23 protein-coding genes are annotated in these 26179 nt (G+C 57.6%); 13 read left to right on the top strand and 10 right to left on the bottom strand.

Going from position 1 to position 26179, the window contains the following annotated elements:
* Nucleotides 1-2118, bottom strand: coding sequence for a TonB-dependent receptor plug domain-containing protein (locus tag MKI83_RS00570; RefSeq protein WP_241582697.1), 2118 nt, complete (start codon nt 2116-2118; stop codon nt 1-3).
* A 243-nt stretch (nt 2119-2361) separates the two neighbouring features.
* On the opposite strand from MKI83_RS00570, the gene MKI83_RS00565 reads away from it, so the two are divergent.
* The 9 genes from MKI83_RS00565 to MKI83_RS00525 all read left to right on the top strand — a co-directional run bounded on the left by MKI83_RS00565 (nt 2362) and on the right by MKI83_RS00525 (nt 9871).
* Nucleotides 2362-3390 carry an NAD(P)H-dependent glycerol-3-phosphate dehydrogenase gene (locus tag MKI83_RS00565; protein ID WP_241582695.1) on the top strand — a complete coding sequence of 343 codons (1029 nt, stop codon included), beginning with the start codon at nt 2362-2364 and terminating at the stop codon, nt 3388-3390.
* A gap of 15 nt (nt 3391-3405) precedes the next feature.
* Nucleotides 3406-3753 (top strand): DUF4389 domain-containing protein, encoded by a 348-nt coding sequence (locus MKI83_RS00560; RefSeq protein WP_241582694.1) that lies wholly within the window; start codon nt 3406-3408, stop codon nt 3751-3753.
* Nucleotides 3750-4223 (top strand): phosphohistidine phosphatase SixA, encoded by a 474-nt coding sequence (gene sixA / locus MKI83_RS00555; protein ID WP_241582693.1) that lies wholly within the window; start codon nt 3750-3752, stop codon nt 4221-4223. The genes MKI83_RS00560 and sixA overlap by 4 nt, the downstream gene beginning before the upstream one ends.
* Nucleotides 4224-4393: 170 nt before the next feature.
* Nucleotides 4394-6070: an AMP-binding protein gene (locus MKI83_RS00550; RefSeq protein ID WP_241582692.1), complete on the top strand. Its 1677-nt coding sequence runs from the start codon at nt 4394-4396 to the stop codon at nt 6068-6070.
* 116 nt (nt 6071-6186) lie between these two features.
* Nucleotides 6187-6999: an alpha/beta fold hydrolase gene (locus tag MKI83_RS00545; protein ID WP_241582691.1), complete on the top strand. Its 813-nt coding sequence runs from the start codon at nt 6187-6189 to the stop codon at nt 6997-6999.
* Nucleotides 6989-7867, top strand: coding sequence for an alpha/beta hydrolase (locus MKI83_RS00540; protein ID WP_241582690.1), 879 nt, complete (start codon nt 6989-6991; stop codon nt 7865-7867). Before MKI83_RS00545 ends, MKI83_RS00540 begins: the two co-directional genes overlap by 11 nt.
* 56 nt (nt 7868-7923) lie before the next feature.
* The gene (locus MKI83_RS00535; protein WP_241582689.1) at nt 7924-8586 is read left to right on the top strand and encodes a glutathione S-transferase family protein; all 663 of its coding nucleotides are present in this window, start codon (nt 7924-7926) and stop codon (nt 8584-8586) included.
* 50 nt (nt 8587-8636) lie between these two features.
* The gene (locus tag MKI83_RS00530) at nt 8637-9434 is read left to right on the top strand and encodes a DUF4892 domain-containing protein (RefSeq protein WP_241582688.1); all 798 of its coding nucleotides are present in this window, start codon (nt 8637-8639) and stop codon (nt 9432-9434) included.
* Complete coding sequence (locus MKI83_RS00525; protein ID WP_241582686.1) at nt 9431-9871, top strand: HIT family protein; 441 nt, start codon at nt 9431-9433, stop codon at nt 9869-9871. Before MKI83_RS00530 ends, MKI83_RS00525 begins: the two co-directional genes overlap by 4 nt.
* 59 nt (nt 9872-9930) lie before the next feature.
* On the opposite strand, the gene MKI83_RS00520 is transcribed toward MKI83_RS00525, so the two are convergent.
* Both MKI83_RS00520 and MKI83_RS00515 read right to left on the bottom strand, forming a co-directional pair.
* Nucleotides 9931-11130 carry a catalase family protein gene (locus MKI83_RS00520; RefSeq protein ID WP_241582684.1) on the bottom strand — a complete coding sequence of 400 codons (1200 nt, stop codon included), beginning with the start codon at nt 11128-11130 and terminating at the stop codon, nt 9931-9933.
* 2 nt (nt 11131-11132) lie between these two features.
* Entirely contained in the window at nt 11133-13034 is a 1902-nt protein-coding gene (locus tag MKI83_RS00515; protein WP_241582682.1) for a di-heme-cytochrome C peroxidase, read from the bottom strand.
* Nucleotides 13035-13249: 215 nt separating this feature from the next.
* Here MKI83_RS00515 and MKI83_RS00510 point away from each other — a divergent pair, with 215 nt between their 5' ends.
* Nucleotides 13250-14575: a sigma-54 dependent transcriptional regulator gene (locus MKI83_RS00510; protein ID WP_241582680.1), complete on the top strand. Its 1326-nt coding sequence runs from the start codon at nt 13250-13252 to the stop codon at nt 14573-14575.
* 118 nt (nt 14576-14693) lie between these two features.
* On the opposite strand, the gene MKI83_RS00505 is transcribed toward MKI83_RS00510, so the two are convergent.
* The 7 genes from MKI83_RS00505 to rne all read right to left on the bottom strand — a co-directional run bounded on the left by MKI83_RS00505 (nt 14694) and on the right by rne (nt 22963).
* Nucleotides 14694-15932, bottom strand: coding sequence for a transporter family protein (locus tag MKI83_RS00505; RefSeq protein WP_241583135.1), 1239 nt, complete (start codon nt 15930-15932; stop codon nt 14694-14696).
* 65 nt (nt 15933-15997) lie between these two features.
* Nucleotides 15998-16717, bottom strand: coding sequence for a hypothetical protein (locus MKI83_RS00500; protein ID WP_241582679.1), 720 nt, complete (start codon nt 16715-16717; stop codon nt 15998-16000).
* Between the two features lie 55 nt (nt 16718-16772).
* Nucleotides 16773-17465: a fibril amyloid maturation endopeptidase FapD gene (gene fapD, locus MKI83_RS00495; protein WP_241582678.1), complete on the bottom strand. Its 693-nt coding sequence runs from the start codon at nt 17463-17465 to the stop codon at nt 16773-16775.
* A gap of 59 nt (nt 17466-17524) precedes the next feature.
* A complete protein-coding gene (gene fapC, locus MKI83_RS00490; protein ID WP_241582677.1) occupies nt 17525-18472 on the bottom strand; it encodes an amyloid-like fimbrin subunit FapC in 948 nt (315 codons plus the stop codon).
* Nucleotides 18473-18504: 32 nt separating this feature from the next.
* Nucleotides 18505-19092, bottom strand: coding sequence for a FapB/FapC family functional amyloid domain-containing protein (locus tag MKI83_RS00485; RefSeq protein WP_241582676.1), 588 nt, complete (start codon nt 19090-19092; stop codon nt 18505-18507).
* Nucleotides 19089-19529 (bottom strand): FapA family amyloid fibril periplasmic chaperone, encoded by a 441-nt coding sequence (locus MKI83_RS00480; RefSeq protein ID WP_241582675.1) that lies wholly within the window; start codon nt 19527-19529, stop codon nt 19089-19091. Before MKI83_RS00480 ends, MKI83_RS00485 begins: the two co-directional genes overlap by 4 nt.
* Nucleotides 19530-19903: 374 nt before the next feature.
* Nucleotides 19904-22963, bottom strand: a complete 3060-nt coding sequence (rne, locus tag MKI83_RS00475; RefSeq protein WP_241582674.1) for a ribonuclease E — start codon at nt 22961-22963, stop codon at nt 19904-19906.
* 548 nt (nt 22964-23511) lie between these two features.
* Here rne and rluC point away from each other — a divergent pair.
* From rluC to sppA, 3 genes are read left to right on the top strand one after another with little or no spacing between them, the layout of a single operon-like run.
* Entirely contained in the window at nt 23512-24468 is a 957-nt protein-coding gene (gene rluC, locus MKI83_RS00470; protein ID WP_241582673.1) for a 23S rRNA pseudouridine(955/2504/2580) synthase RluC, read from the top strand.
* Nucleotides 24461-25147 carry an HAD-IA family hydrolase gene (locus tag MKI83_RS00465; protein WP_241582672.1) on the top strand — a complete coding sequence of 229 codons (687 nt, stop codon included), beginning with the start codon at nt 24461-24463 and terminating at the stop codon, nt 25145-25147. The genes rluC and MKI83_RS00465 overlap by 8 nt, the downstream gene beginning before the upstream one ends.
* Nucleotides 25137-26129 carry a signal peptide peptidase SppA gene (gene sppA / locus MKI83_RS00460; RefSeq protein ID WP_241582671.1) on the top strand — a complete coding sequence of 331 codons (993 nt, stop codon included), beginning with the start codon at nt 25137-25139 and terminating at the stop codon, nt 26127-26129. The genes MKI83_RS00465 and sppA overlap by 11 nt, the downstream gene beginning before the upstream one ends.
* The last annotated feature ends 50 nt before the right edge of the window (nt 26130-26179 follow it).

The following is a 26179-nucleotide window of genomic DNA, read 5'->3' as shown; positions in this document are numbered from 1 at the left end:
CTAAAAGTCCAGCTCAGCACTGAGCAGCCATTGTGAGCGGCTCTCGTAGTGGTTCTCAGACCATGTGAGCGGTTCGTCATCTAGGCGAAATTGCCACATCAGCGCCAGTTCTAGGCGTTGCCCTTGGGCGAGATTAAAGCGCTTGGCCACGCGCCAGTCGGTGCGGGCAAAGGCATATTCGTTGAGCTGGTCCGCGGCGTAATAGAACACACTGCTGTGCCAGTTGTTTTGCCAATCGCGCATCCAGCCGGCACTGCCGCTGTGGCGGGCGGTAAGGCGGCGATCAATTTTATTACTGGCGCTGTTGTCGATGTAGGCGTAAGTCAGGCGAAGGCGGTCTTCGGTGCTGGCTTGCCAATCTAACTGGCCTTCAGCGCCGTGAAAGCGCGATTGACTATCGTTGCTGGGGTTGAAGTCATCTAGGCGCAGCGGTTCGCTGATTTGTTGATGCAACTCTTCGTAAAAAAGGCGCAGATCAGTACTCAGCTGCCATGGGCTCCAAAAGGCGTTCCAGCCCAACTCGCTGGCATGAATGTGCTCAGGATTTAAACTGCCTTGGGCGCGTGCCACTTGGTAGTAGGTGGCGGTGCTGCTGCCAGCAATCAGCGGTGACATGCCTCGGCCTTGATAAGACCACTCGGCTTTTTGCTCAAACATGTCCGGACGTCTGACCGCTTCGGAATAGACCGCGCGCAGGCTTTGGTCGGGGTGTAGCAGCCAGTTCAACGCGATGCGCGGTGAGAAGCTGCTGCCGGAAAGGTCATCGTGTTCGTGCATGCCGCCAAGGTTGAGCAGCCAGTTGGGGGCAAAACGCCATTCGGCATTGCTGAACAGCCGCCAGCTGTCGTTGGTCACGGTGCCGCCGAGAAAGGTTTGTGACTCGGCACGGTCTTGACGAAGGCCTATGCCGCTGACCAGTGACCAGTCCTCCGACGGCTTCCAGGTGTCTTGCAGTTCAATATCGCCACGCCGTTCATGGGTGCGTGCTTGGGTGGTTCCCGTGCTTTGGTTGCAGACAGCGCTAGGCGCAAACGTACAGTTGGCTAGTACGGTACTGCGGTAAGCGGTGAGTAAGGCGTTTTCGGTAGCGTTGCTGCCGGTCACTAAGGGGTTCTTGACGGCGGCATTGGCGAGGTCTGGGTTGATTTGGTAGAGCTTGCCCAGTGACGGATCAAACAGTGGGATAGGCACTGTGGTGCGCCAATCTTGGTGGCGATTTTGTTGTTGCAGGTAGCCTTGTACTTGCAGTGCGTGCTGGTCGGTTAGCTGGGCTTTCCAGCGCAGGAGGGCAAAATAGTCTTCTGCTTCAACATCGGGATCGGTTAGGCCGAAGTCTTCCAGTGGTCGTTCGTTCTCGCCCTGCTTAGCACCCAGCTGCCACTCCAAGGTTTGTTCGTCGGCTAGGCTGTGCAGCGCGCTGATATTGAAGTACTCGGCACGGCTGCCGTTGTGGTAGGGGCTGCCGTCGGCGCGTTCGTCGAAGCCATCAAACTGGCGTGACCCTACGCTTAGGCGCACGCTGGCATTGCCTTGGTTGAAACCGTGGGAGCCATAAAACTCGCGCACACCGCGCTCCCCGATGGTTGCTTTAGTGCGCGTGCCTAAGCTGTCTTGTGGGTTGCGGGTGAGGATGTTGACTACCGCTTGTAGCGCGTTGGCGCCATAGGTGACGGTGTTGGGGCCGCGAAAGACTTCAATGCGCTCGATATCTTCCAGCGCCACGGGGATGTCGGCCCAGTCCACACTGGCGAGTCCTGGGCGATAGACCGAGCGGCCATCGACCAATACCTGCATACGGCGTGCTTCGGTAATGCTGGTGCCGTGATAATTGACGTTGACTTGGTTGCCGTTGCGGTAGCCGACCTTCATGCCGGGCACGAGGCGCAGAAGCTCCGGAATGGTGCGCGCGCCGGAGGCACGGATCAGTTCACGATCAATCACCGTCACGCTGCCCGGTACCTCGGTGGAGGGTTGGCGCAGACGAGTGGCGGTCAACACTTGTGGAACGTCAGGGCTGGAATGAAATAAGTCGTCCGCCTGCAGGTGAAAGCTGGGTGTCAACAAGCCGCTGGCGACAAGCAGCCCAGTCACCGTCGTAAGACGCATTCCTTGGCGCAAAGACAACTCCTTAGGCGGCTTGATTGATTTGTCAGTATCTTAACCCAAGGTATTGATATTGCCAGTGTTTGACGGGCTGAGCTTGCACACTTTAGTGCTCCATTAGGCTGGAGCTTTGGGCAGCGGTTTAGTTTTGCATCTGCCTAAACAAGCGGCCATAGTGCGCTTTTGTTGTGATGGCGCAGGGATCAGCAGCAGTTTTGCTGCCCGTTTTGCCGGTTATTACCTTGAGAAGAGGCCTTTATGAGTAATCAGCAATCTGTTGCCGTATTAGGTGGTGGCAGCTTTGGCACCGCGCTGGCGAAGGTGCTGGCGGAAAATGGTCGGCAGGTTGATTTTTGGATGCGTGATGCCGCGCAAGCGCAGACGATTAATCAGCAGCGCCAAAACCCGCGCTACATGAAGGATTTGCTGCTGCCTGCGGGTATTCAAGCCAGTACAGACTTGGCGACGGTGCTGGCGGGCAACAGCTTGATTTTTGTTGCTTTGCCTTCGAATGCGCTAAGAGCAGTGCTGGAGCCCGTGGCTGAAGCCATGCGCGGCAAGTATCTGGTCAGTACAACCAAAGGCATTGAACAGCACAGCTTTAAGCTGATGAGCCAAATTATTGAAGACGTCGTCCCCGAGGCGCACATCGGCGTGTTGTCTGGGCCTAATTTGGCCGGTGAGATTGCGGCGAATGCGCTGACTGCGACGGTGATCGCCAGTGAAGATGAAGGCTTGTGCCAAGCGGTGCAGGCGGCGCTGCACGGTCGGACGTTGCGCGTGTATGCCAGTCGTGACCGCTACGGCGCGGAGCTTGGCGGTGCGCTGAAAAATGTCTACGCCATCATGGCCGGCATGGCCGCGGCGCTGGGTATGGGCGAAAACACCAAAAGCATGCTGATTACCCGTGCCTTGGCAGAAATGACCCGCCTTGCGGTGCGTTTGGGTGCCAACCCGATGACGTTTTTGGGCTTGGCGGGCGTGGGGGACTTGATTGTCACCTGCACCTCACCGAAAAGCCGGAACTTTCAAGTTGGCTACGCTTTGGGGCAGGGCACCAGTTTGCAGCAAGCGGTGAGCGAGCTGGGGCAGGTGGCCGAAGGGGTCAACACCTTGCGCGCTTTAAAAGAGAAGGCGGATGAACTCGGCGTTTACATGCCGTTGGTGGCAGGCCTTGAAGCTGTCATTTTTCAAGGGCTGAGTCTGGAACAGGTGATCGCCAAATTGATGAGCGGCGAAGCCAAGACCGATGTCGATTTTATCCCGCTGCAAGGCTTCGCCGAATAAGTTAAGGAGACTGTGATGACTGATCTTGCTAAGCGCCATGCGCGTGAGTCGCTGCTAATCAGGCTGCTGTGGATGGTGCTGTTCTTTATCGCTTGGAATATCGCCGAGCTGTTATTGGGTTTGGTGGTGCTGCTGCAACTGGGATATCGGCTGTTTTATGCTGCGCCGAGTGCCAATTTGCTCAGCTTTGGCGACAGCCTTAGCCAGTACTTGGCACAGATTGGCCGTTTTATGACCTTCAATCGCGACGACAAGCCTTGGCCGGTTTCCGACTGGCCAACCGCGCAACCGCCCGAGGGGGAAGCACCGCACAGCGTGCCGCCGGCGGCGCATCCAGTGCGCGATGAGGAGCCGAAACTATGAAGCTGTGGATCGTGCGTCACGGCGAGGCCGAGGCGCACGCCGCCTCTGACAGCGCGCGAGCCTTAACCGCGCATGGTCAGCAACAGGCTGCCGCCGTGGGCGACTTTCTCCAAGCTGCGCCGACGATTGATCAAGTGTTGGTCAGTCCCTATCGCCGCGCACAGCAAACGTGTGCGGCCATTTTGGCCAGCAGCGGCTTAACGGTTGAGGCGCAAACCGTGACTTGGCTAACGCCTGATGGCAGCGTGGCAGAGGTGATTCGCCAGCTCGAAGCGCTACAAGGTGAGTCACAAGTGTGGGAAGTGCTGTTGGTGAGTCATCAGCCCTTAGTGAGCCAGCTCATCAGTTGGCTGGTCGAGGGGCACGGCCAAGGTCGTTATCCGATGGCGCCGGCCAGCGTGACCTGTATTGAGGGCGACTTTGTGGCGCCAGGCTTGATGCGGGTGCAGCAGGTGCGTCACGCAGACTGACGCCAGTCTGCCGTCATAAAAAGTTATTGCGCTGATCTCTTTGTGTAATCAAAGAGTTAGCCGCGGCGCTGGTTAATCCTGCGATGACCTAGGGTTGCCAGCCAGAAAGCCTCGTGGAATAGTCAACCAAGCACTTGCTTGGTTAGACAATAAAAAACACGGAGCCAGCCATGCCCGATCAGCACGTATTGCCGCTTACTGCCTTTGCCCAACGTTTGGCGGAGCAGCCGCAGCAGACCTACCTCACCCAGCCTTATCCGGGTGGACGACTTGAGCGCTTAAGTTTCACTGAGGTGGATGATCAAGTCAGGCGCGTGGCGGCTTGGTTGCAAAGCCTGCAGTTACCTGCCGGCAGCCGTATCGCGATTATCTCGAAGAATTGCGCGCACTGGCTGATCAGCGATTTGGCGATTTGGATGGCGGGGCATGTCTCGGTGCCACTGTATCCCAATCTAACCGCAGAGTCGGTCCGGCAGGTGCTAGAGCATGCCGAGGCGCAGGTGGCCATCATTGGTAAGCTCGATGCTTGGCCCAGTATGGCGCCGGGCGTGCCGGAGGGCGTCATCACGCTGGCTATGCCGCTAGCGCCAGAAGGTGCCTTTGATCGCACTTGGCAAGATGCTTTGGCCCATGCCCCGCTAAGCGGTGCATGGCAAGGGCAGGCCGAAGACTTGGCCACCATCATTTACACCTCTGGGACGACCGGCGTGCCGAAAGGCGTGATGCATAACTTTGCCAATTTTGCCTTTACCGGCAGTCAGGCCGTGTCCTTGTTTGACGTTAATCGCAATGATCGGGTGCTGTCATATCTGCCGCTGTCGCACGTGGCTGAGCGCGTGTTTGTCGAGCTGGCATCGCTGTATTCGGGGCAGCAGGTGTTTTTTGCCGAAAGTCTCGACACCTTCATGGCCGATTTGCAGCGGGCTAAACCCACGGTGTTTTTTGCCGTGCCACGCATCTGGAGCAAGTTTCAGATGGGCGTCTATGAGCGTGTCTCACCCAAGGCGCTGAATCTTTTACTCAAACTGTCGTTGCTGGGCGCGCGCATGGGCCGCAAGGTGCTGGCGGGATTGGGGCTGAATCACGTGCGTTACGCGGTTTCGGGCGCGGCACCCTTGCCGGATGCGGTGCAGCGTTGGTATGCCTTGCTGGGGCTGGATGTGATTGAAGCCTACGGCATGACGGAAAACTGTGGCTATTCACATATCGGCCGCCCTGATGCGCCGCGTCAAGGCTGGATTGGGCCGAATAACCCAGGCGTAACGGTACGGTTAAGCGATCAGGGTGAGGTGCAGGTTAAAAGTGGCGCCACCATGCTCGGCTACTTTAAAGACCCAGAGCGTACGGCGGAGGTGCTCACGGCGGATGGGTTCTTGCGTACCGGCGATAAGGGCGAACAAAGCGGCGATGGCTATCTGCGTCTGACCGGTCGGATTAAAGACATCTTTAAAACCAGCAAAGGCAAATACGTGGCCCCAGCGCCGATCGAAAATAGACTGGCCGCGCATGAGCGCTTAGAGCAAGTGTGTGTGGCTGGCGATAATCTGCCGCAGGCCTTGGGTCTGTGTGTGTTGTCTGAGATGGCGCGCGAGCAAGCTAACTCTAGCGATGGCCGCAAAGCCCTAGGGCAGAGCCTTGAGCAGTTGTTGGCGCACACCAATAGTCAGCTAGATAAGCACGAACAACTTCACAGCTTGGTGGTGGTGAGTGATGTGTGGGCGGTAGAGAACGGTTTTCTCACGCCAACCCTCAAAATTAAACGCAATGTCGTGGAAGACACCTACCGCGAACACTTTGAGCGCTGGTCGACGCAGGCGAACAAGGTGCAGTGGCACGGGTTTGCCTAGTTTGGTGGCGTATTGGTCAATACTCCGGCTTGTTTGTCGTATTGATCGAAGGTTTGATTGTGATCAAGGCGTACATGCGCTATCAAATCCAAACGATTGTTTGATTTTGGTGGCGTATGCGTGAGTCCATCTTTTTTGCCCATGCTAATGGCTTCCCCAGTGCGAGCTACAACAAGCTGCTGCGCACATTGTCGGCGGCGCACGATGTGCATTGCTTACCGATGCACGGGCATGACCAACGCTTTCCGGTGAGCGATAACTGGACCTGCTTGGTGGATGAACTGCTCCATCACCTGAGCGAGCTGTCGCAGCCCGTCTGGGGCGTGGGGCATTCTTTGGGCGGCGTACTGCATTTGCATGCTGCGCTGCGCGCGCCGGAGCGCTACCGTGGGGTGATCATGCTCGACTCGCCGGTGCTGAGCGCCTTGGACCATTGGGTGATCCGCGCCGCGAAGCGCTTTGGCTTTATCGATCACATCACCCCAGCCGGGCGTACCGTCGGCCGTAAAGCGGTGTTTGCTGATGCGGCTAACGCGCGCGAATACTTTGCCGACAAAACCTTATTCCGCCATTTTGATCGTGAGTGTTTGGATGACTATGTCCAACACGGCTTGCAGCCTGACCAACAAGGGCTGCGCTTGAGTTTTTGCCCAAACACGGAGATTTCTATTTTTCGTACCGTGCCGCATAACCATCCGGCGCCGCTGCGCCAGCTCGACGTGCCCGTCACTGTGGTGCGTGGGCGCAATAGTCGCGTGGTCATGTCGCATCACCTGCGAGAAGTGAAAAAAATCCCCCAAGGGCGTATCCGCAGTATGCCCGGTGGCCACATGTTCCCCTTGGAGCAGCCCGACTTAACCGCCGATTTAGTGCTCGGCGTGATCGCACAGCACGCCTCGCACAAGGACGACACGATTCATGCAAGCTAAATCGCTACAGCTAGACCTGGGTCATATCCAGCTTGCCGCGCTGGCATGGGGCGAGCCGACTAATCCGCCGATGTTATTGCTGCACGGCTGGCTTGATAACGCGGCCAGCTTCACTCATGTCGCCCCGCGCTTAGCCGCAGCAGGGCATTACGTGGTGGCGTTGGATTTGCCCGGGCATGGCTATTCGCAACATCGTCCGGCCGGTTGTGGTTACTGGCTGTGGGATTACGTCAGCGATGTGTTGCTGGCCGCCGACCGCCTAGGTTTTGGCCAGTTTGATCTGCTGGGCCACTCCATGGGCGGCATTATCAGCGTGCTGCTCAGTGCCAGCTTGCCTGAGCGCGTTAAGCGTGTGCTGTTGATTGATGGCTTGCTGCCGTTTACTGCCGAGGCCTGCGAAGCGCCGGATAAGTTGGCGGACTTTTTACGGGCGCAAGAAGCCTTAGCCGGCAAAAGTAAGCCGGTGTACAGCGCCGTTGAACAAGCGGTAAAAGCGCGCATGAAAGGGGTTGGCGCGATCACCGAGCTGGCCGCGCAGTTGCTTTGTGAACGTGGCTTGATGGCCGTTGAGGGCGGCTACACGTGGCGCAGCGATGCGCGGCTGACGCTGCCGTCGCCACTGCGTTTAACCCGTGACCATGCCATGGCTTTTGTGCGTCGCCTGCAAGCGCCGACCCTATTGCTGCTGGCTGAGCAGGGCATGTTGCTGACACCGATGAAAACGCAGCTGGCCAGTCTTGAGGCGGAAACGGCGATTCACATGCGTCATCTGCCCGGTGGCCATCACTTGCATTTAGACAGTGAAGAGGGCGGCATCTTGGTGGTGCAACATCTGTTGGGGTTCTTAGCCGAGCTGCCTGCGCCTTGACTTGCTTAGGGCAGCGGGTGAGTCTGGGCTGAACGTTCTGTCCAGACGAGGTTTGTATGATTGAGTTGTACACCGCTGCCACGCCCAACGGTCACAAAGTATCGATTGCCTTGGAAGAGCTAGGGCTCGAGTACCGCGTGCATGCGCTGGACTTCAGTCAGAAAGAACAAAAAGCGCCCAGCTATCTCAAAATCAATCCTAATGGGCGCATTCCCGCGATTATTGATCGCGCTGCCGATGACTTAACCGTTTTCGAGTCGGGCGCTATTTTGATCTATCTGGCAGAAAAAACCGGCCAGCTGATGCCAAGCGATGTGCGTGGGCGCATGCAAGTGTTGCAGTGGCTGATGTTTCAAATGGGCGGCGTTGGGCCTATGCAGGGCCAAGCCAATGTGTTTTTTCGCTACTTCGAGCAAAAAATCCCAGCCGCCATCGATCGCTATCAGAACGAAACGCGCCGTCTATATGAGGTGCTAGAAAGCCAGTTGCAACAACAGCCCTATTTGGCCGGCGATTACAGCATCGCGGATATTGCCACCTATCCTTGGGTAAGGGTCCATGACTGGTCGGGCGTTAGCGTCGAGGGCTTAAGTGCCTTGCAAGACTGGATGGCGCGCCTTGCTGAACGCCCTGCGGTGCAGCGTGGCTTAGCCGTGCCTGAGCGCGCCAAAGAGAGTGACAAGTTGGTGCAAACCGCACAAAGCATGCTGACGCGTTAACGCGCCTTGTCCGCGCGGGTAAACACAATCAAATACGCAAAGGAGAGCGCATGCGCGCAATTGTTGGTCTAGTCGTCGCCCTGTTGGCGCTGCCATTGGCCGCACAAGAACCCAGTGTGGCAGGGTTTGAACCGTTCCCGCGGGCCGTAGTGCGAGCCGCACAAGCGCCGCAAGAAGTCGATTACACCTTGTACTTGAGTGCACCGCAGCGCATCAGTGGCCAACTGCGCGCGGACCGCGTGGTGCAGCGGGTTGGGCGGTTGCAGCGCATCAGTTGGCAAATACCGAGCGAGCACAGCGCCAAAGAAGCGTTTTTGCAGGCGAAGCAGCAATGGCGTGCGCAGGGCTACAGCTTGCTGTATGCCTGTCGTGGCCGGCGCTGCGGCTCGAGCAACTTGATCGCCAACAGCGTGCTGGATAACGCCAAACTGTATGGGCCCGACGATGGTCAGATGATGGCCGTGCTGCGTGGCAAGTTGGATGATCGCGAGCGTGTGGTGGTGTTGTACGGCATTACGCGCGGTAACCGCCGTGTTTATCTGCATATGGATGAGTTTTTTCCTGCGCAATCGCTGGATGTGCAAGCGCCTGAATCCGGCACTTTGCTGTTGCAGCTCAATGAAGAAGATCAAGTCAGTCTGCCCGATTGGCCTGCTAAGCCTGAACAGCCTTGGCTGAATGCTTTGCAACAAGTGCTGCGGCGGGACTTTGTCTTGCGTTTGGCCTTGTCGGGCCCCAGTGCCGCCGCTTGGCACGAGGCGTTGTTAGCCGCCGGTGTGCCGAGCAGCAGAGTCAGCCTTGATCCTCAAGCGGCGGACGTGCTGACTTTACAGCGGGTTGATCGATGAGTTGCGTGTTCTGCGCCATTGCAGCCGGTGAGTTGCCGGCTGAGCAGGTGTATGCCGACGAGCACTGTATCGCGCTGATGGATATTTACCCCTTACGCCCGGGTCATGTGTTGGTTATCAGTCGTGCTCACTACCCGTTTTTGGCACAGGCTCCGGATCAGGTCCGCGAGGCGCTGTTTCGCGTCACGCAAAAAGTGCAGCATGCCCAGCGGCAACTAGGTTGGGGCGTGCACGGCATCAATGTGTTGCTCAATGATGGTCCAGACTCGAATCAGCATGTGCCACACGTGCATTGGCATCAAATTCCCCGTGAACGCGGCGACACGCTGCGTCTGCTGTGGCAAGCGCTGATGCGTTTTGTGCCCTTGGGTCGAGCGGGGGTGATGCGTGATGTGCGTGTACGGGCGGAACAGTTGCGGCGCGTGCTGCAGGACTGAATGAGTGCTGGAGGTTAGCAAAACGCCCGACTGGCTGTGCCGAGTCGGGCGTTGTTGTTTTAGGGCGCCGTGGTGATGGGTAAATCGCCGTCGCCGGGTTGGGTCTCGGCGGTGGGCTCCTCACGTGGCGCGCCATTGCGTTCGTGGCGATAGGCGCTGACGGCCTCGTAAGCCGCACGGCGCAGACGGTTGATGCCGCCTAATGGCTGGTGCTCCGGCAGGCTATGCCATGGGGTAAAGGACAGGTTGTCGCAGAATAGATTTTGCTCGGGGCTATCAAAGTCCTGCGCTTCAATGCGTAAGTGGGCGATGGTTTCGAACGGCGCATCGCTTTCTAGCCATTCAATGCTGGTGTCTTCCAGCGGCATGAACTTGCTCGGATCTTGACGCTGTACTTGGATGGCAAAGCACGCGGGCACCTGATCAACACTGAGTTGTTGGTACAGGCTGCTGCGTAAAAAGTTTGGCAGGTTTTTGTTTTGCTCAGGCGCTGTGTAGCTGGGGCAGCGCTCGGGGTCTGGCACGGTGCGGTACTTGATGTTGTGCGGGCCGTACTTAAAGGGCGCAATGGAAAAGTACGAAGCAGTAAAAGGGCTTTCCGGCGGCGGGGACAGGGTTTTTAAGCCAATAATCAGGTGGCGAAATTGCCATGTGCGTGGGTCCCAACTGGGGAAGAAGGCTTTGATTTTTTGCCCTTCGGCTTGCGCGGCAAAGTTACTTTGGTATTCGGCTACATCGCTGACAAAAAACAGCGGCTGGTTAAACATCACCAAGTCTTGGGTTTGCGCGTCGGCTTCGCTGGGTAAGAGCTTCTTGCCTTCGACGTTCATCAGCTTAATCGCCATGCCACGCGCATCGCGGGCGCTATCAAATTGCGGATAAGCATTGCCGTTAGAGAAACGCACCCAAGCCGGATAGTGCTGGCCGGGTGTCTTGAACGCTCCTTGCTGCAGTGTTTCTGGTAGGTCTTCACGCACGGTGACATCGGCACGCACGCAGCCGTGGGCCTTGGCGTGGGCGTCACGCATGATGCGGGTGTTGTCTTTGTGTGACTCGATAATAAAAATCGCATCACTGATGATTTTTTGCGTCATCGCCGCTTCGCCAGGTGGGATTTCTTCCACGCTGGCCACCGGGCCGCGCCACGTGATGCTGTAATACAGCTCGGCAATCCCCCAGCCGGCCAGAACAATGAGCCCAAGAGCCAGTAGCAGTTTGGCGAACAAGGCGAGTATTTTGCCGAAAAAACGCTTAAGCATGATTACTGGGCCTCTACCAGTGGGATAAGTGCATCGCAGCTTGGGCCTTCGGTCCAAGGTTTAGCCGGCACGGGGGTGAGTTGTTGTTCAAGCTCGGCGTGGCCAAGTACCTTCAAGTACTCAATTAATGCCCAGCGTTCGCTAGGGCTGAGGTAACGACCGATGACCCCGCCTTGACGGCAGCCATCGCGGAACTCGTGACCGCGGTTGCTGTTGCCAGTAACGCTGGTGTCGAGCAAAAAGCTGCCGGGAAATTCTTGGGTTTCAAAGCCCACGTGTTTGGGGTCGAAGGCTAGGTTGCCGATGTGGAACTTGATCTCGCGCTCGGCTACGGGCGACAGCAGTTGGAACAGATTGGGCACCGATCCGTTGTGCAAGAACGGTGGCGTCGCCCAAATGCCGTCTAACGGCCTGGCTTTATAACCGCGCAGTTCGCGCACGCCGATTTTCAGGCCAAAGCCATCCATCCGCGCGCGTTCATCGCCGCGAATGCCAGCGTTTTTGTAAGCGCGATCTTCCACATAGGCGGTTAAATAGGCCAAGCCTTTGGCGGAAGACACCTCGGCTAAATCGACATCGGCTAAGGTGCCGTCACCGACGAGGGTCACGTCTTGTCCGGCTAGCTGGCCGCGCGTCCAGCCTAGGCGGCGCACGTCGTAACGGTTGTCGGCGATATTGTCAGCGGCGGTGGGGTCGGTGCCGATGATCCGTGTGGGGATAACTTTGAGCTTCCACTCAGGGTCGCGCTCTGGGGCCAAACGCTTGGCTTGTGGCTGCGGACGAGGGGCGTGGCAGTAGGCGCAGTTCTCTTCAAACAGGGCGCGACCTTTGCTGGCTTGTTTGAGGTTAATGGCGCCGAATAACTCTTCTGGCCATCTTGGCGGCTTGAGGGTTTTAAGGGTTTCTTCAATGCGGTACATGTCATGAATGCGCACGCTAGAGGCATAGCGCTCATTGATCGCCACCGGCTGACCGTTGTTGTTAAACAGCGTCAGGCTGGCGCCAACCCCTAAAGCCTCGCCGACATTGCGCGCCATGGGTTGCATGGCCGAGCCGTTCCACTGCACCCAGTCAAATTTCCAGATATCCCACAGGTGCGGGTAGTTCACCGGGCCGTTGGCGATGTGGTAGTTCTTTTCGTCGATCATGTCGCCGTACACGGTATTGGCAATCCGGCCAAAGGCGTCGGTGCGGCCGGGGCCTTCTTCGGTGGGGTACAGGCCACGTCGCCAGTCATTGAGTGCGGTCGCGGTAAAGCGATCGAGTACGGCTTTAAACTCAAAACGCAGCTTTTTGCGGTCGCGTTTCGCGTTAATGCCCAGCACCTTGTCGGCAAAGCGATCAAATTTGCTGGGGTTGTAATAGGTCAGTGCCATGGCAGCGCCTAGGGCTTGGCCAAAACTGCCGCCTTTAAGGGTGGGCACGGTGGAGGCCAAGGCATGCATGCCGGCACCGCCATCAATGCGCACCGCTTGTCCTTGGTAGCGCAGCTCGCCGGTATGGCAGGCAGCGCAGGTGATATCCACATACCACTGGCCCGTGTCAGCGTCTTGATGACGCGCCAAGCCCACCGGCAAGTTGCCCGGATTGGCATCGGATGGGGTTTGCTTGGGGTCAAACAGCAGGCCATAGCGGCCAAGGTTCTCTGGCGCGATAAAGCGCTTCTGATTAAACGGTTGCTCTAGGGCGACTAACCAGTCGTAGCGCAGCCCCTTCAGCGTGGTGCCTTGTGGGGTGTAGTAGTACAGCTGGCGAGCCGCCTCGTCCCACTGATTCAGGTAGAGCACCTGCTCTGGGGCTTGGTACGCAGGGACGTGCGGATTTTTTAGGTAATGCACGACAACCGCGATGGCTGTGCCAGCCAGTAGCAACACCAGCAAGAGCAAGCGAAGGACGAGGCGCATAGGACTTCCATGTTTATCTTATGGTGCGCACAGGGTAGGCAGCGCAAGGCAAGCTGACAAGCGCTGCGCGAAAAGCCATATGCATAATTATTCTGATTAATGGCTTTTTGATAGCCAAACAGTCAATGGCAGATAGTAGGGCTTGCTATCTTAGGGGGGCGCATAACTAATTGTTTTTTATTGGTTTTTCAAAAAAATGGCGTCAAGGAGTGGTCATGTCAGCCCAGTTGGATGGGGAAAGACGCTTGCTGGTGGTCAATCCCAGTGAAGCGTGCCGGCCGCTACTTTCCGGCCTAGAAGAATCAGGCTGGCTGTTGCAAACCTGTGGCTATGAACATGTCACCGCCAACGATAGCCAGATCGGCTTACTCGACTTAAACCACGAAGCTTGTTTACCGCCGGCGGCGCTTAAACCGATTTTGGAGCGCGGGGCCTGCGAGTGGATCGCTATTTTGCGTGCCGACATGCTGCATAACCGCGACATGGCTGATTTCGTCGGCGAATGGTTTTTTGACTATCACACCTTGCCGTGCGACCACGAACGCATGCACGTGGCTTTGGGCCGAGCTTACGGCATGGCGCGCTTGCGCAGTCGCCGCTTGGCTGAGCTGCAAGCCACGCCAGAGCTATTGGGAGACAGCCGCGTAATGCGCGAGTTGCGCGCGCTGCTGAGTAAGCTCGCGCCGACGGACTCATCGGTACTGATCACTGGCGAGTCGGGCACCGGTAAAGAGTTAGTCGCGCGCAGCCTACACCGTGGTTCGGTGCGGCGTGTTAAGCCCTTTGTAGCGATCAACTGCGGCGCCATTCCAGAGGCGTTGATCCAGTCAGAGCTGTTTGGTCACGAGCGCGGTGCCTTTACCGGCGCGGCGCAACGTAAGATTGGCCGTATCGAGCAAGCCAATGGCGGCACGCTGTTTTTGGATGAGATTGGCGATCTGCCGCACGAGATGCAGGTCAATTTGCTGCGCTTTTTACAGGAGCGCTGTATCGAGCGCGTTGGCGGCAATCAGATGATCCCTGTGGATGTGCGGGTGCTGGCCGCCACCCATGTCGATTTAGTCGCCGCCATGCGTGAAGGGCGCTTTCGCGAGGATTTGTATTACCGCCTCAATGTGCTGCCCGTGCATACCGCCGCCCTGCGCGAACGTACCCATGACATACCGCAGTTGGCGGAGTATTTTGGCCGGCTGTATAGCCAAGAAACCGGTCGCCGCCCACGCCGCTATTCGGCGGCGGCGCAGCTGGCGATGGCTCATCATGCGTGGCCCGGCAATGTTCGTGAGTTAGCCAATCGTGTGCGTCGCGGACAAGTGCTGGCCGAAGGTAAAGAAGTGCAGCCCGAGGATTTAGGGCTGGCAGATGCTGAGATCAATGTGTGCTTGCGCGGTAGTCTGACCGAATATCGTGAGCAGGCTGAGCGTCAGGCGTTAACTGATGCCTTGGCCTGTCATGCCAACAACCTCAGCGAGGCGGCGAGGGTGCTGGACGTCTCACGACCGACCCTCTACCGCCTGTTGGATAAACACGCCCTGCGCTAATCCGTGCGCAAGGCGAACCCCACTGTCGGGGGAAGTCGAAACTGACGCCAACCTTGCTATGAGTGTAGCTGTCTTACCAGCCGTAGATGCTCGACGCAGACGAGCTGCGTCTGGGCCATCAAAAGTAATAGGGAAACTTCAAACTAAAGGTGAAGTCCGGCGCATCGGGGGTTAAGCCGATGGCTAGGTTGGGCACTATGGTCAGGTCTTCGTCGTAGGCGAAGGTCATGCCGACATTGAAGTAACCGGCGCTGGCGTCGCTGCCGGTGATGGAGGTGAAGCTGCCGCCTTGCGCTTTGATTTTGCTTTTTTGGCTGATCAAGTGGGAAAACGAGAGTGACAAGCTCATGCGTTCATTCAAGGCGAAGGCGGTGCCTAAGCCGTATTGAATCCAGTCGCCTAAGCGCACCGTGCCCTTTTGTTTGACCCCGTCGGTGGGGCTGATGTCAGAGAAATCTTCTTCAAAGTTGTGGGTGTAGGCGATGTTGCCGAACAACACCGCAGGGTCGACGGTTTTGACCAGCGATAAGCCTGTGGTGAGTGCCCACACACCATTGCCGGTGGGCAGCTCGTCCGGCACAAACAAGTTGTTGTTGCCCGGTACTTGGCGCACTTTGATGCCGTAAGGGTCCCGACCGGTGGGCGCGCGCAAGCGCATGCTGACCACGGCGTCTGGGCTGCTGAGGGTCTCGTCGAGGAACTTGTACGACACGCCAAAACTGATGTCACCCAGCTCCGGGTCTTGCGTCACGCTTTGGTCGGATACCTGGGTGCTGGAGCCATTCGCGCCGGCAGATTCATAGGTGCTGGAGCGATAGACAAACGGCACGTTGATGTCGAACTGCCAGCGTTGATTCCAGTTGTAGCGCCCCGTGACGTCCATGGTCAGTAAGTCGGAGCCAATCTGATCGACACCCAGATTGCCTAAAAAGATCGAATCCAGCGCAAGAAAGCCGTTTAAAAACAGTTGGCGCGTATCGGCACGGCTGTAGGTGATGCCGGGTTCGAGGCTAAAGCTGCCGCCACCAAAAAAGCCGCTGGCTTCGTTGTAGAGATTTTCAACACTCTGTGGCGCTTCTTCGGTGCTTTTTAATGCGCTGCCGTAGCGCGTACTGTTGCTGGCCACCGCAGTGCCGCCTTGGCTGCTGGCAGCGTAGTTAGCAGGTGTGCGTGCTTCGACTTGGCGTAGGCGCTGCTCTAGCACCATCAACGCATTTTGCTGAGTCTGGTAGCGGTCTTGCATCGCTTTTAGCTCGGCGCGTAAGGCCGCTACTTCGGCATCGCTGGCCGCTTGTAAGGGCGCGCTAAAGGCGCAGCTGGCGGCAATCAGCAACAAGGTTGGGCGTTTTATCGGCATGGCAGGCATGGCAACGTCCTTGTGTTTTTATTGGTTGATTATTTTTTGATCAGTGTCAGCCTAGTTCAATAACCAGCCGGTCGCAGTGTTTGTAAGGTTTGCCACGCCTGTTGGCTGGCCGGTGAAGCACCTTGGGCGTCCTTTAGGGCAACGTTGAGTTGGGTCAGATTGCTGACGCGATTGAGTTGGCCGCTGATCGCCACGCCTTGATTGAGTCCGCCGCCGCCGAGGTTTTGCCACGCATTGCCTTGGCTGGCGGTATTCAGCGCTACGCGCAACCCGCCTTGGTCAATCGCTACCTGCACGGTGCCCAGTGCATTGGTGAGGCTGCGTTGCTCGCTGGCCGGCAGTGCGGCTGAGTTACTCGGCGCGGCGTTGCTGATGTTGAGGTGTAAACCATTGAGCGCGCTGTTGGCGCTACCGGCGACACGGGTGCTTTGTGCAATGCCTTGAACATCGGCCAGGGCGTTGCCGCCAATGATTTGCCCTTGCCCGGCCGGTAGCACGCCGTTACCCGCTTGGTCGATGAACTGAATGTTCAGTACCGGCTGAGCATTGCTTTGTAGATTAAGGCTCACCTGCGCGCCGAGCTGTTGGCCATTACTGGCGCTCCACAGGGTGGTCATGCTGATGCCGAAATGGACGATGCGGTCGGGCAGCACAAACTTGCCACGAATGTTGGCAAGGTCGGCGTCACTGACTTCGGCCGGGCTAAACAACTCTTGGGCCTGCACCATAGGCGCGAGGCTGAGGCTGGTGGCGAGTACAACGGTAATGACCTTCATGGTGAGACTCCCGAGGTATCCATGCCCCGTTGACTGGCCACACAAGGTGGCCATGTTAAAAAAGATCGCTGTGTAAAAAGCCGAACTCGACTAACTGGGCATCCTCGACCGGCTGAAAGCGGTTCAGCCGGTCGCGCGCGGTGAGCGGTTCGGGCGGGCTGAGCAGTGCGTTGTTGCGGTCATAACCTTGGCCGATGAGCGCAAACACAATGCCGTTCCAGCCTTTAGTAAACGTATCGAGGCTGTAGCGTTGATGGCCTAGTGCCGGGTCGCCGATGTAGACGTGCTCGCGACTGGCGCGTTGCAGCACCACAAAGTGTTTGTAGCCGCGAATCTCCATCAACACGATGGTAGGGATGCTGACTTGATGGAGCTGATCGGCGCGCAGCCGGTAGCCGCGTGCGCGCATTCCAAGGCTGGCGGCGTAGTGCTTCATGTCGAGCATGGAAAAGCCTTGCTGCTGCACCAGTTCAGCATCGGCCAACTTAAGCATGCCGTTGATGACTTCGGCCTCATCCACATCCCGCCCGTAGGCTTGTTGCAGCAGCGTTGCTACGGCGGCGGCGCCGCAGCTGAAATCAGTTTTTTGTTCAACCAAGTTGTGAAAGCGTCGTTCGCGCACGCTTTGCACTGGTTTAAAAATCAGTTGACCACCGGGTAGGGCAGCAAACGGTTTGTTGTCCGCAGCGCTGCTCAGGCCAGTAGAGGTCAGAAGCAGGCAGAGCAGTGACAGCATTAAATAGCGCATGGCGTTAGGCTCAAGGATCAAGGGGGCCGAACGGCTAGCCCCCTTTGATACTTAGCGGATCAATCGGCGCACACTTGGCAGCCCGCAGCAATCGCCAGCGAGTTGCTTTGCTGATTGCCACCGCCGGCAGCAATGTTGACGCCCACGTTGCCGCTGTTGCCATTAACCGAGTTGGTCAAGGTCGCACTGTTGGTGACGGGGGTGGCAAAGCCGTTGACCACGACGAGGCGACCAGAGGCGCTGCCAGCAAGCTCTAGCGTGCCTTGCTCAGCAAACTCAAACTTGTCGTTAGTGTCGCCTTGGTTGTCGTAGTCGATATGACCATAGAGGCCGCCACCATTGGGGTGGTCGCCGTCGAGATGAATATCCGGGTACACATCATTAGTTTGATTGGATGTTCCCTCGTAGCTGCCTTGCAGCCCCACATTGAGCGATACCCCAGCCACGCTGCGGTATTCCAAGGTGCCGTTGTTGTCGGTGCTATTGCCAGCAGAGGTCTGTGTGGCGGCACTCATCGCCGTAGCACCGCGTGCTGAACTGGAGACCGCAATGGCCGCATCGTTCTTTTGTTGGTTGTAGTTGCCCGCGGCAATGTTGGCGCCGACATTACCCGAGTTGCCGTTGATGGCATTGCTCAAGCTGGCGGTGTTGGGGTTGCTGTAGTTGTTGAGCGTGTTATTGCTGGCGCTTTGCTCGATGCCCACACCGGCAAAGACAAAGGCGGCATCCGCGCTCGACAGTGAGGCCGCATTGGCCTGTTGGTTGTTGTCACCGGCGGCCACGTTGGCGCCGACGTTACCTGAGTTGCTGTTGATGGCCTCAGTCAGGGTGGCATCGTTGATGGTGCCCTCGTTAGTCACTTCGTTATCACTGCTGCTCTGGCCATCGAGGACCACGGCCGCACTGGTGCGTTGAGGGTCAAACGGGTAAAGGTCAGCCCAAGCACCAGCCGAAAGGCCTAGTACCAGTGCTGCGGATAACGGCTTGAGGATGAATGAAGTTTTCATGGTCTGTCTCCTTGCGACAGTGGGTCGGTAATTCAGAGTCCTTCCAGGACTCTGATGCTGATGGTGTTGGCAGTACGGTTGCCGACACCGGCGCTCTGGTTGAGCTGCACCACGCCGCGACTGTTGACGAAGGCTTGCTCATCAAGCGCGACGCGATAGTCACCTTCAAGGGCGGGGGAGCTGGTATTGACTTGAGTTAAAGCGCTGGCGCTGGCGAGCTCTTGGTCATTCAGCGCGGTTTCAGCGCAGTGCAAAACAAACAGGTTGGCTTGCTGGTTGGCTGCTCCGGCACTCTGGTTAACGCTTAAAACTCCAGCGCTATTGGCAAAGGCGGCGCCTTCAATCTCGGCACTGGCTTGCCGTGCGGTATTGCTGATGGCATTGCTATTGAATTGATTGAGCTGGGCGCTAGGCCCTGCGCTGCCGCCTTGCTGAATCACCCGCTGGTTGCTTTGTTGGTTGTGCTCGCCAGCCGCTTGGTTGATCGAGACTAAGCCGCTGTTGAACTGACCGCTGTTGTGGATCAGGGCTTGGTCATTGATTGCGATTTCTTCAGCGCTAGCTAGCGCGGGCCAGAGTAAGGCGGCTAGCAGTGAGGTGCTGCACAAGCGTTTGTTCACTGTGCACCTCCGGCAAGGCCGCCCAAGTTGCGCAGTGGGCTAAGCCCTTGGCTTATGGCGCGATTAACGCTGCCGCTGATGTGATTGCCGCTGGCCGCATTGCCACTGCGTTGTTGTGTGCCTGTGCCGTGCTGCACCGTCTGCTGCAATGTGTTTAACGGCTGCTGGACTGTGCTGGGTTGTAGGCTGCGTTGGGTTTGGCTACTGACTTGGGCAAAGTCGGCATCGCTGACTTCTTGGCTATAGACCCCAGGGTTAACGGTGGTGGGGTTGGGGTCAGGGGTGAACCAATGTTGGCTGAGGGTGCGCGGTTGAACTTGGCGTTGAATCACTATGTCGCCGGGATCGGCTTGGCTGGGTGAGGTGCCAGCGATGAGCGTGGCAAACAGTGCGGTCAGGGTGAGCGCATGCCGATTCCTTGTGCGGGGGGTGTCCATGTTCCTGCTCGCCTTGCTGAGTGTGCGGGGTGTAGAGCAGGTGTTGTGCCGCTTTAATAAAGTCTTTTTAAATCAATTGGTTATGTTGCTAAAAGGGGTTAAAGAGACTGCCTTGGCGTAACGCGCGGCTATCACAACAGGGCTGGCAGTGAGCTTGTTGTGCGCGGAGCTGACTGTTTGTCGGGCGTGCACCGCGATAGCACAGCAAGCTGTTTCATCGATGAAACAGCTTGGGTACTTTTTTATGAACCTCAACGGCTGCGCGGACTGTAGCGGGCTGACCTGTAACGTCAGTGAGAATGGCCTGAGCAATGGTGGGCTAAAAACGCAACAAGCCGGCACAGGGCCGGCTTGTTGTCGAAGAGGCGAAAGCGTTATTGCGCTTTACTGTCTTCGGTCTTTTCAGCTTCAGCTTCAGTCTCAGCTTCTACGGCGGGCGCTTCGGCTGCTGCTTCGCTGTTGTTGACGGCTTCACTGGCTATGGGCGCAGCGACCTCAGCAGGCGCTGGGGCTGGCTCAGACTCAGTGGCAGGTGCCGCTGAGTCGTCAGCTTCGGCGGCAGGGGCGTCAACGGCAGCAGGTGCGGCTGCGGCAGCTTCGGCGGCCAGCTTGGCTTGACGCTCCGCTTCAAGGCGAAGACGACGACGCTCGCGCGGGTCGTTAGCCGCACGTGCGCCGGTGTTTTCTACCGCTGGTTCGGCGGCCACTGCTGGGGCTACTGCTGCGGTGGCTTGAGGCGCGTTGGCAACCGGTGCGGCTTCGGCAGTCACTGCTGCTGGCGCTTCGTGGCTGGCTTCTGTGGCGTTGTTTTCCGCAACCGGCACGGCAGTGCTTGGTGCGGGCACAGGCTCGTCACGATTGGCGGATGCTTCTGCTACGTTGCTAGTGGCAGTATCGGCGGGCGCTTCACTGCTGGTTTCATTGTTGAGCGCTTCTTTGCTAACGGCTTCGTCGCTCACGGCTTCATCGCTGGAGCGCGCTTCGCGCGGCTTGCGCTCACGACGCTCGCGGCGCTCACGTGGGGCGCGCGCAGGGCGTTCATTGCCTTCAGCAGCGGGTTCACTGCTCGCTGGCGTATTGTCGGCGTCAGTGTTGAGGGGCTCGCTGGTGGCAACAGCGGTCTCTGCGGCTGCGGCTGCGGCGATCGGTGCCGTGCTGTTGGCGCTTGCTTCGGCGTTGTTGCCATCGCTGTTGTCGCTGCCATCATCGTTGCCGTCTTCAATGCCGGCATCGCGCATGCGCTCGCGGCGGTTGCTGCGGCGACGCTGACCACGCGAGCGGCGACGTGGACGCTGTGAGTCGTTGTCATCGCTGTTGTTGTCGTTGTCTTGCGCATCATTTTGGCTGTCGCTAGCCGCTTGCTCGGTGCGCTCGTTGTCTTGCTCAGCTTTGCTTTGCTCGGCTTTGCGTTCGGCACGCTCAGCACGCTCGGCTTCGCGGCGCGCACGCTGCTCGGCACGGCGCTGCTCGTTGCGCTCACGACGCTCGCGACGTTCTGCTTCTTGCGCTTCGCTGTTGGCGTTGTTGCTGTTGTCCTGCTCGCGCGGCTCAGTGGTGTCGCGCTCGTTACGCTTGTCGTTGCGACGGTTACGGCCGCCACGCTCGCCGCGTTGCTCGTCACGGTTACGACGGTTGTTACGACCTTCGCGACGACGCTCGTTGCGCTCGCTTTGGCTGTCGTCTTGCTTGCTGGGCTTGGCTTCTGCTTGCGGCGCTTGTTCGCGGGCAAACAGACCAACCAGCGACTTGATCAAGCCTTTGAACATGCTCGGCTGCTCGGCAACCGCTGCCGCTGCCACAGGTGCTTCAGCTTGTGGTGTTGGTGGGGCGGTACGCGTTGGCGCCAAGCTTTTCACCGCCGCTTCTTGGCGAACCAAGGTGCGGGTGGCCGCCGGCGGCGCTTCTTGGGTGTGCTCATGCTCGTGCTCAGCCATTTCGTAGCTCAGCTGCAGGCTTTGCACTTCCGGGCTGTCGTCGCGCAGGCGCTGCACTTCAAAGTGCGGCGTTTCTAGCTGCTCGCTCGGCAGAATCACGATGCGCACTTTGGTGCGTAGCTCAGTGCGGGTAATGGCGTTGCGCTTCTCGTTGAGCAAGAACGCCGCTACTTGCAGTGGCACGTGGGCGCGAACTTCAGCTGTGCGCTCTTTCAGGGCCTCTTCTTCGATCAGGCGCAGAATCGCCAGTGACAGCGATTCAACGTCACGAATGATGCCTTGACCATTACAGCGTGGGCAGACGATGCCGCTGGTTTCACGCAGGGAGGGGCGCAGACGTTGGCGTGACATTTCCAGAAGGCCAAAGCGCGAAATGCGACCGACTTGCACGCGGGCGCGGTCGGCTTCGAGGCTTTCGCGGACTTTTTCTTCCACCGCGCGCTGGTTTTTTGCCGGCGTCATGTCGATGAAGTCGATCACGATCAAGCCGCCGATGTCGCGCAGGCGCAGTTGGCGGGCGATTTCTTCAGCGGCTTCAAGGTTGGTTTGCAGGGCGGTTTCTTCGATGTCGCCGCCTTTGGTGGCGCGTGCCGAGTTGATGTCGATGGACACCAAAGCTTCGGTCGGGTCGATCACCAACGAGCCACCAGAAGGCAGCTTCACTTCGCGGGCGAAGGCCGACTCAATCTGGCTTTCGATCTGGAAGCGGTTAAACAGCGGCACGCTGTCTTGGTACAGCTTGATCTTGCTTTGGTAATTCGGCATCACCTGCTGCACGAAAGCCAGTGCTTCTTCGTAGGCGGCGTGAGTGTCGACCAATACTTCGCCGATGTCCTGACGCAGATAGTCGCGGATGGCGCGGATGATGACGTTGCTTTCTTGGTAGATCAAAAACGGTGCGGCGCGCTGGGTGGATGCCTCACTGATGGCGCTCCACAGCTGCAGCAGGTAGTCCAAGTCCCACTGCAGCTCTTCGCTGGAGCGGCCGAGGCCGGCGGTACGGACGATCAGGCCCATATCGGCGGGGGTGTTCAGACCGTTCAAGGCCTCGCGCAGTTCGTTGCGCTCTTCGCCTTCAATGCGGCGCGAAATGCCACCGGCACGCGGGTTGTTGGGCATCAACACCATGTAGCGGCCGGCTAGCGAGATGAAGGTGGTCAGGGCCGCGCCCTTGTTGCCACGCTCTTCTTTCTCGACTTGCACGACGATTTCTTGGCCTTCGCTCAGCAATTCTTTAATGCTGGCACGACCGTCGACGCCTTTTTTGAAGTATTCGCGCGAAATTTCTTTGAGGGGGAGGAAGCCGTGGCGATCCGAGCCGTAGTCGACAAAAGCCGCTTCTAGGCTGGGTTCGACGCGAGTGATGCGCCCTTTGTAGATGTTGGCTTTTTTCTGCTCACGGGCACCGGATTCGATGTCCAAATCAAACAGACGCTGGCCGTCTACCAGTGCAACGCGCAACTCTTCGGGTTGAGTTGCGTTAATTAGCATTCTTTTCATGCGTTACCGTTGGGTTTCCAAGCTCGGGAAACCGCGACGGCACACACGATCCTTGCGGTCGCGTGTCAGGCGCGTTACTCAGCAGTCATGCTGCTTTGTGTCTAACCGTTTAACGTCAACGGCGACTACGTTCCTGCTTCTCTGTAGATCAGTACAGAAGCACTCATTTCAGGAGGAGGAATCAGTTGGCGGGCGGACGGAGAAACTCACGTCTTATTAATGCTTGAGTGCAACGCATGCCAACTGTGCATCTCCACCTGCACGAAACCTTTGAAGAATCGGGTGCCACTCACGGTTTGGGAGCGGTTAACAATCGCAAGCTGTGCCTGCGCGCTTTTTTTCATAACGTTTGGGGGCTTGGGTTGCAGGTGTCTCGGCGTTTGCCGGCTTTCCTGCGGGTCGAAGCCACGACCTATTGCATCAATAGTGTGTGCTAGTCGCTGTCATCAGCCAAATAACCACACAATAAAGCCCACTTTTGGCGGGTGTCGGCAGCTTAGCAGCTAATAGGAAGTGCTTCAATTACAAGAAAAAAGTATCATGCGTCGATGAATTCTAAGCCTACTAATGCGCAGTCAGTGCAGTTTCTTGAAGTCCCTGAAGAACTAGCCGGCCAGCGTATCGACAACTATTTGCGTACCCAGCTTAAGGGTGCCCCTAAAACATTGATTTACCGCATCTTGCGTAAAGGTGAAGTGCGGGTAAATAAAGGTCGGGTAAAACCTGAATACCGCATTCAAGGCGGCGATATTGTGCGCGTGCCGCCTATCCGCCTGCCTGAACCGAATGAAACGCCGGTGGTGGCTCAGCCTTTGCTGGAGCGGCTTGAACAGGCGATTGTGTATGAAGATAAAGGCTTGCTGGTGGTGAACAAGCCCGCTGGTATCGCGGTGCATGGCGGCAGCGGTTTGAGCTTTGGGGTGATTGAAGCCTTCCGCCAGTTGCGCCCTGAGGCCAAGGAACTGGAGTTGGTCCACCGCCTAGATCGCGACACGTCAGGTCTCTTGATGCTGGCGAAAAAACGCAGCATGTTGCGGCACTTGCACGCTGCACTGCGCGGTGATGGGGTGGATAAACGCTACTGGGCGTTGGTGCGCGGTCATTGGCCCACCGGCACGCGTAAGGTGCATGCGCCTTTACTGAAAAATACTCTGCGCTCTGGCGAGCGTATGGTGGACGTGAATCCCGAAGGCAAAGAAGCACTGACGTTGTTCAAAGTGCTGCGCCGTTTCGGCCGCTACGCCACGCTGGTCGAGGCAAGCCCGGTCACCGGTCGCACCCACCAGATTCGCGTGCATGCCAAGCATGCTGGGCATTCGATTGCGGGCGATGCTAAATATGGCGATGAAGGCTTCGACAAAGAAATCCGTGACTTGGGCGGCAAGCGGCTGTTCTTGCACGCGGTTTCACTGAACTTAACCCTGCCCGACGGCACGCCGCTGAGCCTCAATGCGCCGGTCGACGAGACATGGGAGCAGGTGATGGGGCAGTTGCAAGATGACTGAGCCCGTTCGCTTATTAATGCTCGACTGGGACGGCACCTTGGTTGACTCCATCGGCCGTATCGTTGAGTCCATGCACGTTGCCGCGACTGCCGTTGGGATCGCGCAGCAAAGTGATGCAGCGGTTAAAGGCATCATTGGTTTAGGGCTGCCAGAGGCGATTGCTGAGTTGTATCCGGAATTACTGAACGACTCGCGCTTTGAGCCATTTAAGCAGGCCTACGTGGGGCATTACTTGGCCTTAGAAGATGAGCCGTCGGCGTTTTTCCCTGGTGTTTTTGACATGCTGGAGTCGTTGCGTGAGCGCGGTATGCAGCTTGCGGTTGCCACGGGTAAGAGTCGTCGCGGCTTGGATCGCGTGCTGAGCAACAAAGGTCTGCAAGATTACTTTGTCACCACGCGCTGCGCAGACGAGACCGCCAGCAAGCCACATCCGCAGATGCTGCATGAAATCATGGCGCAGTGCGGTGTGGCGCCAAGCCAAGCCCTGATGGTGGGTGATTCTGTTTATGATTTGCGCATGGCGCGCCATGCTGGCGTTGGGGCTATCGCGGCTGCTTATGGGGCGATGCCTGCTGACACGTTGGCATTAGAAAAGCCCGATGCGTTACTGAACCAATTTGTTGATATCGACGTCTATCTCAAGCGTTTCCTCACCGAAAAGGCAGAACATGCACTCTGACGAATGGAATGAACCCACCCGTAACCCAGCAAAGGACGATGCTAAAGCGTGGCAGTTGCTGGAAAAGGTGTCCTTAGCTGGCTTGCAAGAACAAAAGCGCGCACGGCGCTGGGGCATCTTTTTTAAGTTTTTAACCTTTGCTTATTTGTTTATCGCCGTTGCCTTGTTTTCGCCTTTGGCCGGCTTGGGTGGTAAAGCGAGTCAAGGTGGCCCGCACACAGCCGTGATTGAAGTGCGCGGCGTGATTGCTGATCAAGAAGAAGCCAGTGCCGACAACGTGATCGGCAGCCTGCGTGCCGCGTTTGAAGACGAGAACACCAAAGGCGTGGTGTTGCGGATTAATAGCCCGGGCGGCAGCCCAGTGCAGTCCGGATATATCTACGATGAAATTCGTCGCCTGCGCAGCAAGCATGAGGACATCAAGGTCTATGCGGTTATTACCGACTTGGGCGCTTCGGGCGCGTATTACATTGCCAGCGCGGCCGATGCTATTTATGCCGATAAAGCCAGCTTGGTTGGCTCCATTGGTGTGACCGCGGCTAGCTTTGGTTTTGTCGAGGTGATGCAAAAGCTTGGCGTTGAGCGTCGTGTCTACACCTCGGGCGAGCACAAGGCGTTCTTGGATCCGTTCCAACCGCAAAAAGAAGTTGAGACGGAGTTTTGGCAGGGCGTGCTCAAAACCACCCATGAGCAGTTCATTAATAGTGTGAAACAAGGCCGCGGCGATCGCTTGAAAGCGGACGAGCATCCGGAGTTGTTTTCAGGTTTGGTGTGGTCAGGCGAGCAAGCGCTGAACTTGGGCTTGATTGATGCGCTGGGTAATACCAGTTACGTGGCTCGTGAAGTGGTGGGTGAAGAAAATATCGCCGACTTCACACTGCAAGACACGCCGCTAGATCGTTTCGCCAAGCGCTTAGGCGCCAGTATGGCCGAACACTTGGCGCTGTGGACGGGGATGACCGGCGCGCCTGCTTTGCGTTAATCCTGCTGTTATTGAGCCAATAAAAAACCGACGCATTGACCGTCGGTTTT

The sequence above is a fragment of the Atopomonas sediminilitoris genome (assembly GCF_022601735.1).
In the GTDB taxonomy this organism is placed as follows: domain Bacteria; phylum Pseudomonadota; class Gammaproteobacteria; order Pseudomonadales; family Pseudomonadaceae; genus Atopomonas; species Atopomonas sediminilitoris.
This window is presented reverse-complemented; position numbering and strand designations above follow the sequence as displayed.

Excerpts from the sequence above, each read along its gene's own strand:
- MKI83_RS00565 (WP_241582695.1), top strand. The coding sequence starts at position 2,362 with ATGAGTAATCAGCAATCTGTTGCCGTATTAGGTGGTGGCAGCTTTGGC.
- MKI83_RS00560 (WP_241582694.1), top strand. The coding sequence starts at position 3,406 with ATGACTGATCTTGCTAAGCGCCATGCGCGTGAGTCGCTGCTAATCAGG.
- sixA (WP_241582693.1), top strand. The coding sequence starts at position 3,750 with ATGAAGCTGTGGATCGTGCGTCACGGCGAGGCCGAGGCGCACGCCGCC.
- MKI83_RS00550 (WP_241582692.1), top strand. The coding sequence starts at position 4,394 with ATGCCCGATCAGCACGTATTGCCGCTTACTGCCTTTGCCCAACGTTTG.
- MKI83_RS00545 (WP_241582691.1), top strand. The coding sequence starts at position 6,187 with ATGCGTGAGTCCATCTTTTTTGCCCATGCTAATGGCTTCCCCAGTGCG.
- MKI83_RS00540 (WP_241582690.1), top strand. The coding sequence starts at position 6,989 with ATGCAAGCTAAATCGCTACAGCTAGACCTGGGTCATATCCAGCTTGCC.
- MKI83_RS00535 (WP_241582689.1), top strand. The coding sequence starts at position 7,924 with ATGATTGAGTTGTACACCGCTGCCACGCCCAACGGTCACAAAGTATCG.
- MKI83_RS00530 (WP_241582688.1), top strand. The coding sequence starts at position 8,637 with ATGCGCGCAATTGTTGGTCTAGTCGTCGCCCTGTTGGCGCTGCCATTG.
- MKI83_RS00525 (WP_241582686.1), top strand. The coding sequence starts at position 9,431 with ATGAGTTGCGTGTTCTGCGCCATTGCAGCCGGTGAGTTGCCGGCTGAG.
- MKI83_RS00520 (WP_241582684.1), bottom strand. The coding sequence starts at position 11,130 with ATGCTTAAGCGTTTTTTCGGCAAAATACTCGCCTTGTTCGCCAAACTG.
- MKI83_RS00515 (WP_241582682.1), bottom strand. The coding sequence starts at position 13,034 with ATGCGCCTCGTCCTTCGCTTGCTCTTGCTGGTGTTGCTACTGGCTGGC.
- MKI83_RS00510 (WP_241582680.1), top strand. The coding sequence starts at position 13,250 with ATGTCAGCCCAGTTGGATGGGGAAAGACGCTTGCTGGTGGTCAATCCC.
- MKI83_RS00505 (WP_241583135.1), bottom strand. The coding sequence starts at position 15,932 with ATGCCGATAAAACGCCCAACCTTGTTGCTGATTGCCGCCAGCTGCGCC.
- MKI83_RS00500 (WP_241582679.1), bottom strand. The coding sequence starts at position 16,717 with ATGAAGGTCATTACCGTTGTACTCGCCACCAGCCTCAGCCTCGCGCCT.
- fapD (WP_241582678.1), bottom strand. The coding sequence starts at position 17,465 with ATGCGCTATTTAATGCTGTCACTGCTCTGCCTGCTTCTGACCTCTACT.
- fapC (WP_241582677.1), bottom strand. The coding sequence starts at position 18,472 with ATGAAAACTTCATTCATCCTCAAGCCGTTATCCGCAGCACTGGTACTA.
- MKI83_RS00480 (WP_241582675.1), bottom strand. The coding sequence starts at position 19,529 with ATGGACACCCCCCGCACAAGGAATCGGCATGCGCTCACCCTGACCGCA.
- rne (WP_241582674.1), bottom strand. The coding sequence starts at position 22,963 with ATGAAAAGAATGCTAATTAACGCAACTCAACCCGAAGAGTTGCGCGTT.
- rluC (WP_241582673.1), top strand. The coding sequence starts at position 23,512 with ATGAATTCTAAGCCTACTAATGCGCAGTCAGTGCAGTTTCTTGAAGTC.
- MKI83_RS00465 (WP_241582672.1), top strand. The coding sequence starts at position 24,461 with ATGACTGAGCCCGTTCGCTTATTAATGCTCGACTGGGACGGCACCTTG.
- sppA (WP_241582671.1), top strand. The coding sequence starts at position 25,137 with ATGCACTCTGACGAATGGAATGAACCCACCCGTAACCCAGCAAAGGAC.